Origin of the sequence: Rhodopila globiformis (assembly GCF_002937115.1) — a bacterium.
GTDB classification, from domain to species: Bacteria; Pseudomonadota; Alphaproteobacteria; order Acetobacterales; family Acetobacteraceae; genus Rhodopila; species Rhodopila globiformis.
In genome coordinates, this window is the sequence record NZ_NHRY01000144.1 from 39,459 (window position 1) to 51,245 (window position 11,787).

The 11,787-nt window shown below is 60.9% G+C and carries 5 protein-coding genes and 2 pseudogenes; 6 read left to right on the forward strand and 1 reads right to left on the reverse strand.

Annotated elements, in window-relative coordinates; all coding sequences use genetic code 11:
• Positions 1-1,186 precede the first annotated feature (1,186 nt).
• Complete coding sequence (locus CCS01_RS14505) at positions 1,187-5,677, reverse strand: CheR family methyltransferase (protein ID WP_239992163.1); 4,491 nt, start codon at positions 5,675-5,677, stop codon at positions 1,187-1,189.
• A gap of 498 nt (positions 5,678-6,175) precedes the next feature.
• On the opposite strand from CCS01_RS14505, the gene CCS01_RS14515 reads away from it, so the two are divergent.
• The 6 genes and pseudogenes from CCS01_RS14515 to CCS01_RS35230 form a co-directional block, all read left to right on the forward strand.
• On the forward strand, positions 6,176-6,529 hold the full coding sequence (locus CCS01_RS14515; RefSeq protein ID WP_104519527.1) for a response regulator: 354 nt from the start codon (positions 6,176-6,178) through the stop codon (positions 6,527-6,529).
• 383 nt (positions 6,530-6,912) lie between these two features.
• Positions 6,913-9,519 carry a magnesium-translocating P-type ATPase gene (gene mgtA, locus CCS01_RS14520; RefSeq protein ID WP_104519519.1) on the forward strand — a complete coding sequence of 869 codons (2,607 nt, stop codon included), beginning with the start codon at positions 6,913-6,915 and terminating at the stop codon, positions 9,517-9,519.
• Positions 9,520-9,530: 11 nt separating this feature from the next.
• Positions 9,531-10,223: a VIT1/CCC1 transporter family protein gene (locus tag CCS01_RS14525; protein WP_204848280.1), complete on the forward strand. Its 693-nt coding sequence runs from the start codon at positions 9,531-9,533 to the stop codon at positions 10,221-10,223.
• Between the two features lie 48 nt (positions 10,224-10,271).
• A pseudogene (locus CCS01_RS14530) lies at positions 10,272-10,487 on the forward strand (4Fe-4S dicluster domain-containing protein); the annotation flags it as partial.
• Between the two features lie 235 nt (positions 10,488-10,722).
• On the forward strand, positions 10,723-11,583 hold the full coding sequence (locus CCS01_RS14535) for a cation diffusion facilitator family transporter (RefSeq protein ID WP_338049982.1): 861 nt from the start codon (positions 10,723-10,725) through the stop codon (positions 11,581-11,583).
• Positions 11,584-11,691: 108 nt separating this feature from the next.
• Positions 11,692-11,787, forward strand: a pseudogene (locus tag CCS01_RS35230) (IS5/IS1182 family transposase); the annotation flags it as partial.

Below are 11,787 nucleotides of genomic sequence, written 5' to 3' on the forward strand. Positions count from 1 at the left end.
CGATCGCAAGACGAACTTGGGGAAAGTGGGCACGGAGGCTGTCGCGCTTGCCAAGACCACGAGCGACAAACTCGTCGCAATCGTCAATGCCACCGGCCCGCGCGACGATAAGCGTCGCCGACTGCAGCACGTGGTATCGGTCTTTGTGATTGTGCAGTAGGCACTCAACTGGCTGGTCGACAATGATGCCGGCCTGGCCGCATACCTCTCGTGTGTGAAAGGGGTTGCTGCGTTGCTCTTGGCGCTGGAGCTGTTCGATCACGACAGCGACAGTAAAAAGTGAACCTGTTCGGAAACCACCAGTCAGGTCCACCAATGCGACGAGCGAGATTGAGGCCGTGACGGGTCCAAGCCCAACTCCGCGGCCCGCCAGGATCGACCTGGTGGGCCGTGCCCGCGGCAATTTTGAACCGGCTGCGCCAGCAGGTGATCTGGAAACCCCGGTGGGGTCCTGCCATGCGCAGGTGTCGTCGATCCCGGACGCGATAGCGAAATCGATCAGACGCCGGAACGCAGGGCCGAAATCGGTCGGTCTGTTACGCCGACGGTCAAATAGATCGCCATTAGCACACGGGTATCGTGATCGCTGATCGTCTCAACACTGTCTGCGAGATCAGCGAATGTCGCACTCTCCGCAAGGCTGAAAGAGGTCACGCTAGTCGAGAACAGCGCCGTTACGACGTTTGTCGGTCTCTCGTATGTTGCAATGTTGTGCACGATTTTCCTCCGGAACTGTATCTGTACCAGGATGACAGCCACTATGTCTAAACTGGTTATGCGGCCCCTATGACTGCAGGCGATGGTTGCTTTATCCGCTCGACCAGCCGACCCTATCTCTTGATGAAAATTGCGAAAGGATCGGAATCTACTTATCCAGCAGCCTTGCGAACGAATCGAGCCGGAAAAGCTTCCCGGCTCACGACCTGCCGTCGTGTCCTTTAGCGCAAGTACGGCATGCCACCGACGGACTAGAGCACCAGAAGTAAAGCCATGAGGACACCCGCCACTGCCGAACAGCAGCACCAGCACGACAACCAACAGAATGAGACCCATCATATACCTCCACGACAGCAGTACGTTGAGTAAGCTGCCGTTACGGAACAAGCGCTCTTGCTGTAGGTACCGATGGATACAGATGGGCGATCTGGAAAATACTGTCTTTCCGGTCGTTACCCGCGCGCCTGAGTTAGGAGTCTGCTCCGGTTGCCGCGAGCGCCACTCTTGCCAGTGCAGGCAACGATTTCACACCGAGCCGCTTCATGATCGCGGCCCGATGGTTCTCTACGGTGCGTTGGCTGATGCCAAGATCGGCGGAAATGTTCTTGCTAGGATGGCCGGCGAGCACCAGATCCATGACCTGACGCTGCCGCGGGGTCAGGCCGGCGACGTGATGTGCCGCATCCTCGCGCCTAGCGGACAGCTTGCTCGTATCGTGCGATTGTTCCAGTGCGCAATCGACACTTGCCTGCAATTCGCTCCGGCTGATCGGCTTTTCAATAAAGTCCATCGCGCCCGCCTTCATGGCTGCGACCGCGACCGAAACATCGCTGTTGCCGGTGATCATGATCGCCGGCAACGTGTGGCCCAGGTTGTGAAGCTGCTTCAGCAACTCAAGGCCGGACATCCCGGGAAGATAGGCATCAATCACCAGGCACCCTTCATGCCCTGGACGGAACGTCTCCAGGAACGCCTCACAACTGGCGAAGTCGGTCACGGCTCGGCCGTCGTCTTCCAAAGCGGCTCGGATTGCGGCCCGCACGCCGGCATCGTCGTCAACAACGAATACCATTGGCGGCGATGGTGGATCGACCGCTTCAGCCGCACACGCCGCTCGTGGCTCAGCCATGGTTTGCGAACGCGGCAACAGGTGCTGAACGGTCTGCGTCAGTCCGGCCAGTTTCACCGGTTTGGTGAGTCGGATGCAGTCCGGAAGCGCAATGTCCCGGACGCTGCCGAGCAGGATATCACCGGTCAGGATGATGACCGGAATGGCTCGGTGGAGCAGTTCCCGAATCTTCTCCGTGGTTTGAACACCATTCAGGCCGCCTGGAAGGTTGTAATCAGCGAGAATCAGATCGGGCCGCATCGCGCCTGTTTTCAGCATTGTCAGTGCCGTTGGGCCGTCCGGCGCGGTCGCCACGTCGTAGCCGTCTTCTCTGAGAAATACCTCCAGCAGATCTCTGACATCCGGATCATCTTCGATCAGCAGGATTTCGCCGGTATGACGCGCAGGCTCAGTCGCGTTCTCTTCGGCAGTGGCCGCTTGCTCTGTGGTAAGCGCCGTCGGTGCCCCGGATGCCAGACCAACCTCCACAGTGAAGACCGACCCGCGTCCTGGCTGCGACCGAACACCAACCTCGTGACCCAACAGTTTCCCGAGGCGATAGACAATGGACAGTCCAAGCCCAAGGCCACGACTTCGCTCACGGGCCGGGTTGTCGATCTGATGGTATTCGTCAAAGATCGCTTGGAGATCGCCGTCCGCGATACCGATCCCGGTGTCCCAGACTTCGATACGAAGCTTTCCAGCGTGCCGGCGGCAGCCAAGCAGAATCGCGCCATGCCTGGTGTATTTCAAGGCGTTTGAAACAAGATTGCGGATCATCTGCGCCAGCAGGCGCGGATCGCTTTCGATTGACAATCCGCAAAGAACCACGCGCAAACGCAGGCCCTTGGCCTGGGCATGATAGTTGAATTCGTCCCGCAATTGCTCAAGCAGGCTGTTGACAGGGAAGCAGATTTTTTCAGCGCTTACCGTGCCGGATTCAATCTGATTGATGTCGAGCAGGGCGTTGAGCATGCCTTCCATCGCGCTCAGGGTTTCATCAAGGCGGCCGATCAGCACCTGGCCTCGCTCGGTTTGAACATGCTTTCCCAGCAGGCCTTGCAACAGGACAAGCGTTTGCAGAGGCTGTCGCAGATCATGGCTTGCGGCGGCCAGAAACCGCGACTTCGCGGCATTCGCCTGCTCGGCATGGCGCTTCGCTATGCCAAGCTCGTCCGTCACGCGCCGCCTTTCAGTCATGTCGGAAAATGTGATGACCACGCCCTCCACCCCGCCGTTCTGCGCGCGATAGGGCAGGACGCGGCGGAGGTAGCAGGCGCCGTTTTCCGTTTCGATCTCGCGGTCGATCGGATTCAGGGTCCGCAGAACGGTTCTGGCATCGGCGGAAAGATCGCCTTCCGTTATGACCCATGAATGCAGGTCGGACAGCGGACGCCCGATATCGCCCGGTAGGATGGTGAAAAGCGCCCGCGTGGTTGGCGTGAAGAACCGGATGCTAAGATCGAGGTCGAGGAACAGCGTCGCTACGTTGGTGCTGTAAAGTACATTCTGCAGATCATTGGCCGTCGTGCGTTGCCGTTCCAGCGTTTCCTGAAGCTGGCTGTTCAGTGCAGTCAACTCTTCATTCAGCGACTGCAGCTCTTCCTTCGAGGTCAGAAGCTCCTCGTTGGTCGACTGGTACTCTTCCTGAACGGAGAGAGCCTCTTCGTGGATCACCTTCTGTTCTTCGGCGGAAATCTCCAGGTTATGGACCGCACCTTGCAACTCGATGCGCGTGGCCTCCAGCTCCTGCTCCAGTTCCGTCACGCGGGTTGTGTCCCCCCCGCTCCCGGACCGTTGCCGCGCCCGTTCGGCTTTCAGATCGTCAACAAAACAAACGAGCAGCAGATCCTCACCGTTGGTGCGGGCAGGTTGAACCGCGATGCTGAATGTCCGGCCGCTGTCATCCTGGCTTGTGCGCCCGCCGGCGATGACGATGCGCGCATTCGCCTGGGTCGCCTGTTGTATCGCGGAACGAACCTTGGTACGTATCGCCGGCTGAACGAGCGCCAGCAGATCCTGGGTCGGATGTCCGGACACGACCCGGAGATAGCGGTCGGTCGGACCAAGGGAATAGAGACACTCATGGCTGCGGTTGATCAGCATGGCCGCGGGCGCATAGGTGTCGATCACCAGTCGCCGGCAGAGTTCCGCCAGCGCAGCCTGACGTGAGATGGTCTGATCTTGAACGTGCCGCACCGGCGCGCGCAACCCATCGATGGCGCCCCTGATAAAGCCGATCTCGCCCGGCCGGCAGTGACCAATGTGCCGATACAGCCGGGCGGTCTTTGAAATCGGCTCAAACCGGCCGTCGTCGCTGCCCACCGTCTCGGATGTGCCAAGCAGAAGGACGCCGCCTTGACGCAGCGCGAAATGGAACAGGGCCAGGACTTTTTCCCGTGCCTCGGCTTGCAAATAGATCAGCAAATTCCGGCAGGATACGAAATCAATATGGGAAAACGGTGGATCTGCGAGCAGATCCTGTACAGTGAAGACAACCGCGGAACGCAGTTCGGCCGAGATCCGGTATTGCTTATCCTCTTTCGAAAAGAAGCGGGCGAGTCTTTCCTTTGAGACATCGGTCTGGATCGTTTCCGGATAGCGACCCTCACGCGCGCTGGCGACAGCGTCCGGATCAATGTCGGAGGCGAATACCTGCAGCTTGATATCGCGGTTCGCTGCGGAAATCGCCTCCCGGAACAGCATGGCCAGCGAGTAGGCTTCTTCACCGGTGCTGCAACCGGCGATCCAGATGCGGATCGGCTGGCCCTGCGGGTGGGCGCTTACCAGATCCGGAATGATCTTGTCGGCCAGCAGGGTGAACACGTGTTGATCGCGGAAGAAGCCGGTCACGTTGATCAGCAATTCCTTGGCAAGAGTGTTGAGTTCGGCCTGATCGGAAAGCAGCAACTGCATGTAGCGCTCGATGTCGTGGACGTCGATTGCCGCTACTGCCATTCGCCGCTCGATCTGCCGCTGCAGCGTGCCCGGCTTGTAAAGCGTGAAATCATGGCTGGTTCTGCCGCGGAGCAATTCTATTACGCCGGGTAGCCAGTCTTTGGGTGTATCCTGAGCCTGCGTTTGTTGGCGCAGGCTGCCGGTGTCAGCGTACCTGGCAAGCGCATCTGGCATATCGGCGATCGGCAGCACATGATCCACGACACTCGCCAGAATGGCGCTTTCCGGCATGCCCGCATATCCGGCTTCGGCCGGGTCCTGCGCGATCACCAGGCCGCCTGCTTTCTTGACCGCCGCGAGCCCGACACTGCCGTCGCTCCCGGTTCCCGACAGGATGATGCCCGCAGACCGGTCCCGGTATTCGGCGGCCAGGGAGTGCAACAGGAAATCGAACGGGAGCCGCGCGCCGTGTAGGGCCTGGGGGTGAGACAAATGCAGGCAGCCGCTCACGACTGACAGATAGGTTCCAGGCGGAATGATATAGAGATGATCCGGTTCGACCGGCGTCCCTTCCATTGCCTGCGCCACGAGCATCGACGTTTGGCTGCTCAGCAGCTCTACCAGCATGCTGTCATGCGTCGGATCGAGATGCTGAACAAGAATGAAGGCCATCCCGGGCTTGGGGGGCAGCGCGGCGAGGAGCTTCTTGCAGGCATCCAGGCCACCCGCGGACGCACCGATCGCGACGACGGCAAAATCAGCAGAATGTTCGGCGGGGCCGCGCGCCGTAACCTGGTCTCTCGGTGCAAAAAGGACGACGCTGGCCGGCCTCCAGAGTTCTTCTGTCATAACAGTATTGTCTTTCGAGGGCACGTGAAACCGAGGCGTGCACGAAAAAGCGCATAGCACCACATCAATTTCAAAGCAATAGAGGACCTGGCTGATCTCGGACATTCCAGGATACTCTGAGTAATTTCCGAGCCTCCACAAACCGGTCCGTCATCCGATATAGTGGCGCATGACGTTGCCATTTAGCCTATTGCATAGAACTTCTGGAGGACGCCGTGTCTCTCGACGGTCAGTCACACCGGGCCGTGCTCACGGATCGGCACTGGGAGCCCAGCGTGCCCGAGGCAGCTATCCGAGTCACGGCGAATCATGCGGTCATCACCTTGACCGGTCATGTCGGGTCGTCCGGAGAAAAACATGCAGCGGAACCCGGCGCATCAAGGGGGTCAGGATGGTCGCTGGGGAGACCGACGTGAGGCTTCCCTTCGAACAAATACGGCGTGATGACGATAGTGGCGCGGCTGCGGGCAGAGTTCACCTGAGCAGAACGGTCCGCACGCCACATGACCGCCTTGTGACCGCAGGGACAGCCTGGGCAACGCCAGGAGCATTGAGCGTCGAAAACGATATACTGATCCTCTGATGGACAGGCGACAGATGGCCATGACCGCTCTGAGTGTCCTGATTGTTGAGGACGATGCAATCATCGGCCAGCTGCTCGCCGAAATTCTGGAAGACATGGGCCACATGGTCTGTGCGATTGTCGCCACTGAAGACGAAGCCGTGGCAGATGCCATGCGGCACCAACCGGGATTGATGCTCGTCGACTTAAATCTGCAGGAAGGCGATGGTATCTCCGCGGTCGATCGCATTCTCAAGAATGGTCCGAAACCCTACGTCCTCATGAGCGGAGCGCCCATGCGGGCGGGTCGGCCAAGTGCGACGGTGCTGCGCAAGCCGTTTAGCGAACAGGATCTTGCTCAGGCCATCCAGCGTGTGGTCGCCCCACGGTCGTAGTTCAGTGACCATCCCCGGCGCGGCGCACAGCGTCCCGACCCATTGAGGGGGCGAGATGCGCAGCCGCTCGTGGACGGGGAGAGTGCGACCGCCGCATCGCCGCGCGCGCCAGAATTTGTTTCGCTGGACGGAAGTGGCGGACCGACGCGGATGGGCTGGCGCCACGGGCCGAGTGGCCGATATGGGCTTTGGCAGTTATCGTGAACTGTCAACAGGCGTTGCGTACTTCCCGATCCTGCCTCAACGGTATCCGGTGATTGAGGGTTGTGTCGCCCGACCTGCGCCGGCATGGCAACGGCCGGGTCCCATTCCGTTAATGTCATGCGTTCAAATTGAGCGGACGCACGCGAGAACCGCGCCTGACAAAGCAGGAGCCCTTTGCAATGAATGATCATTCCAGTGGCGCGCTGCTTGGCGGTTTGGTCGCGGACGCGCACCCCGACACCGGCGAGCCGGAGCCTGAACAAGTTTGGCAGGAGCCAGTGGACCGGCTGCTGGCGGGGCTCAGGACGAAGGCCGCCGGGCTAACCACCGCGGAGGTACAGTCCCGTCTTGCGACTTATGGGCCAAACGATGCCGCAACCGTTAAACGCAGACCGCTCTGGCTCCAATTCCTCGCCCGCTTCAGTAACCCGCTGATCATTATCCTGCTGATCGCCAGCGCCGTGTCCGCAGCGACGGGTGACGTCGCAAGCTTCGTCATCATTTTTTGCATCGTAATGCTCAGCATCATCTTCGACTTCGTCCAGGAGGTTCGAGCGCAGAACGCTGTCGAGGCGCTGCGACAGTCGGTCGCTGTGCAGGCGACCGTGCGACGCGACGGGGCGAGCGTTTCGGTACCGATCCACCAACTGGTCCCCGGCGACATCGTCGAGTTGATCGCCGGCGATCTTGTCCCGGCCGACTCCCGACTGCTGGAAAGCCGGGACCTCTATGTCAACCAGGCGCTGCTGACCGGTGAACCCTATCCCGCCGAGAAGCGGGCCAGTGAGGCAGCCTCCGGTGCAGAAGACCCTGCGGGCGCCTCCAATGCTGTATTCGCCGGCACCTCAGTCATCAGTGGAACCGCAACAATTCTGATCTGTCGAACGGGTGGCAGGACGGCACTTGGCCACCTCGCCACCAGCCTGGCGGAGAAGCCACCGGCCACCGCGTTCACCGTCGGCATTCGCCGCTTCGGCCTTCTGATCATGCGCCTCACCGTGCTGATGGTGCTGTTCGTTCTTGTCATGAACATCGCCTTCGCCCGGCCGATGCTGCAGTCGTTGATGTTCGCCGTCGCCCTCGCCGTCGGTCTCACACCCGAACTGCTGCCGATGATCGTTACGGTAACGTTGGCTCGGTCGGCCATGCAGATGGCCAGGCGGAAGGTCATCGTGAAGCGCCTTTCGGCGATCCACGACCTTGGTGCCATGAACGTGCTGTGCACCGACAAGACGGGCACGCTGACCGAAGCGTCGATCAAGCTCGTGCGTACGATCGACGGCCACGGCGCCGAAAGTCGACATGCGTACACCTATGCCTACGTCAACAGCCAGTTCGAGAGCGGGATGAAAAGTCCGCTCGACAAGGCGATTCTCGCTGCCGAGCCATTCGACATGACCGCGTTCAGGAAGATCGACGAAGCGCCGTTCGATTTCGAGCGGCGGCGGGTCTCGGTTCTGGTCGAGCACGATGCGACACGCCGCCTGATCGTCAAGGGCGCGCCTGAGGATTTGCTGCGGCTGTCAGGACACTATCAAGACGCCGATGGCGTGGAGAAGCCACTGGATACGGCGAGGCGGGCCGCGTTCCAGACCACGCTCGACGGGATCGGCGCGCACGGGTTCCGCGCGCTGGGTATCGCCAGCCGCGTGGTCGATGTCAGCCATCAAACTGCGGCGATTGCCGATGAAGCCGATCTGGTTTTTGCTGGTTTCGCGATCTTCCTTGATCCGCCGAAAACCAGTGCAGGCGCAACGATCAAGGCGATGGCGGAAGCCGGAATCACCGTGAAGGTGCTGACCGGCGACAACGAACACGTATCCCGCCACGTCTTCACTGAAATCCAGGTGCCGGTCCTTGGCGTGCTCACCGGCGATGTGCTGGAGCACATGACGGAGGAGGCGCTGATCGGCCAGCTTCCGCATGTCAACCTGTTCTGTCGGGTCAATCCGCAGCAGAAACTGCGGATCCTGCTGGCTCTGAAGCGGCTGGGCAATGTCGTCGGCTTTCTGGGCGACGGCATCAACGACGCGCCGGCGCTGCACGCCGCGGATGTCGGGATTTCGGTCGATGGAGCGGCCGACGTCGCCCGGGCAGCAGCCGATCTGATCCTGCTGGAGCACGACCTGTCGGTGGTGCGTGAAGCCGTGGTCGCCGGGCGGGCCACGGTGCAGAACGTTTCCAAGTACGTACTGATGGGCGCGAGCTCCAACTTCGGCAACATGTTCAGCATGGCCGGTGCCACACTGATCCTGCCGTTCCTGCCGATGCTGCCGATGCTGCCGATCCAGATCCTGCTGAACAACCTGATCTACAACGTGTCGGAAATCGCCATACCATTCGACAGCGTCGATCCCGAGGCCACCGTCGCGCCGGTAAAATGGGACATCCGGCTGATCGAACGCTTCATGCTGGTGTTCGGTCCGGTCAGTTCGGTCTTCGATTTCATCACGTTCTACGCGCTGTTGGTCTTCTTCGGCGCGGGTGAGGCCCTGTTCCAGACCGGCTGGTTCATCGAGTCGATGACGACGCAAACCCTTGTGGTGTTTTGCATCCGCACGCGCCGGCAGTTCTTTCGCAGCATGCCATGCCGGTTTCTGATTGCCACGAACCTTGGGGCTGTCGCCTTTGCGATCGTTCTGCCGCTTGTTTCCTGGGGTCGTTGGTTTGGATTCGTGACGCCGCCGCCGCTGTTCTTTGTGTTCCTGGTGGGGGCGACCCTGGCGTATCTGGGGCTGGTTGAAGTCACCAAGGTGATTTTCTACCGTTTTAGGGCAAGCCGATGATCGGAACACGCATGATTCCCAAACAGGAACACCACCGCAGCGGACACACCGGTTGGCTGCGCGCAGCTGTGATGGGGGCGGATGACGGCATCCTGTCGACCGCGAGCCTGGTCCTCGGGGTTGCCGCGGCACATGGGACCCACAGCAGCGTCCTGATCGCCGGAATTGCCGGGCTGGCCGCCGGAGCCATGTCGATGGCGGCCGGAGAGTATGTGTCGGTGCACTCCCAGAAGGATACCGAACAGTCCGATCTGGCGAAGGAGCGAACAGAGCTTCGCGTGGACAGTGCCGGCGAGCATCGGGAACTGGCGGCGATCTACGTCGGCCGTGGCCTGGATCCAGCGCTGGCCAGGCAGGTCGCGCAACAACTCATGGCGCGCGATGCGCTCGGGGCGCACGCCCGCGATGAACTCGGTATCTCCGAGGCGCTCATGGCCCGCCCGCTCCAGGCGGCCATGGCGTCGGCCGCCAGCTTTTCCGTGGGCGCGGCAATGCCTCTGCTGGTCACGGCCCTGGCACCGGACGCATGGCTGATCGTCGCTGTGTCGGTCAGTTCGCTGCTATCACTGGCGGTGTTGGGAACCCTGGCGGCGAGCGTTGGCGGCGCCCGGATGGTCCCGGCTGCGATTCGGGTCACATTCTGGGGAGCGCTGGCCATGGGTGTCACTGCGGGCGTGGGTGCTTTGTGCGGAACGATTATCTGAGCGGGGCGTGGGGTTCTCGGTGACTGGCAGTTGCCAAGGCTGGTGATCACCGTTAACTTGGACCGCTTCCTCAGCCCGGAGAGCCGCCACTTTCCGGCGGGGGGTTACGAGATCATCGGCGCCGACGAAGGTGCGCCGAAATTGCAGATCGGCGCGCAAAATTGCGTGCACTGCAAGACCTGCGATACCAAGGACCCGACGCAGAACATCGACTGGGTGCCGCCGGCAGGCGGTGGCGGACCGGGTTATCCGGGCGGAATGTAGCCTCCATTCGGAGAAGAAGCGCGCCTCCTTGGTTCGGCCCAGCGGGTTGCGCTGATTATTTGGTCCTGGACGATCGGGATCATGCCGGGCCGTGGCAGGATCATTTTCCGCATCAGATACTCATATCAGTGGGTGCTGGAACAGCACAACGAAACGAAAAGCCAGACAAGGCGTCTCGACGGTAGTCCATCAACGACTCGAAAAGGGCAGCATGGCATCTCACAGCACCAGGACGGTGATCTACGCTGCGCTGGCCGGCAACATGCTGATCGCGATCTCCAAATTTGGCGCCGCCTGGTTCACTGGAAGCTCGGCCATGTTGAGCGAGGCGATCCATTCGCTGGTGGACACCGGCAATCAGGGGCTGCTGCTGCACGGAATGCGCCAGGCGGCAAAGCCCGCCAACTCCGAGCATCCGTTCGGGCACGGCTTGCAGCTCTATTTCTGGACTTTCATCGTCGCGATCCTGATCTTCGGCTTGGGTGCTGGGGTGGCGATGCTGGAAGGGATCCAGAAGATCCTCAAACCCCATCCGCTGGAGAGCCCCTGGGTCAACTATTCCGTGCTGGCGCTGAGCTTGATGTTTGAGGGGATCACCTGGCTGGTCGCCCTGCGCGCCTTCGCTGCCGGAAAAGGGGGGCGCCGCTGGCTCGATGCCATTCGCTCGAGCAAGGACCCCACCGTTTTCACGGTGCTGTTCGAGGACACGGCGGCTCTTCTGGGTTTGTTGATAGCCGCCGCTGGGATCGCGGCCGGGCAGATGTTCAATTTGCCGATCGCGGACGGGATGGCATCCGTCGCCATCGGCCTGCTGCTGGCCGTAACTGCCGCGTTCCTCGCCTACGAAAGTCAGAGCCTATTGACGGGTGAAGGCGTGCACCCGGAGATCCGAGCAAGCATGCGGCGTCTGGCGGAAGCCGAGCCCGGCGTTTTGCGGATGAATGAGTTACTGACCATGCATTTCGGGCCTCGGGACGTACTGGTGGCTCTGAGCCTGGATTTTGAAAATGCACAGCCAGCCTCGTCGGTAGAGAGTACAGTCAGTCGCCTGGAACGGCGGATTAGGGCGTGTCGTCAATTGGAGCCAGCCGAGTGAGTCTGGGCTGCAACAGTGCGGCGGAATCGTTGATCAACAAGCGGCTTCCCGATTCCAGCAGCCCCGGTTCTTCGATGCATAGGCAGTCAGCTTTGGAGAGGCTGACCGATGCATCGACATGCCTTGCGCGACGACCAGTGGGAGCGGATCAAGGACCATTTGCCGGGCCGTCCGGGGTCCGTTGGCGTGACCGCTGCGAACAAC

What these genes read in the sequence shown, in the direction of transcription:
- CCS01_RS14505 (WP_239992163.1), bottom strand. Translation starts at nt 5,677, where the DNA reads ATGTCCGAGATCAGCCAGGTCCTCTATTGCTTTGAAATTGATGTGGTG.
- CCS01_RS14515 (WP_104519527.1), top strand. Translation starts at nt 6,176, where the DNA reads ATGACCGCTCTGAGTGTCCTGATTGTTGAGGACGATGCAATCATCGGC.
- mgtA (WP_104519519.1), top strand. Translation starts at nt 6,913, where the DNA reads ATGAATGATCATTCCAGTGGCGCGCTGCTTGGCGGTTTGGTCGCGGAC.
- CCS01_RS14525 (WP_204848280.1), top strand. Translation starts at nt 9,531, where the DNA reads ATGATTCCCAAACAGGAACACCACCGCAGCGGACACACCGGTTGGCTG.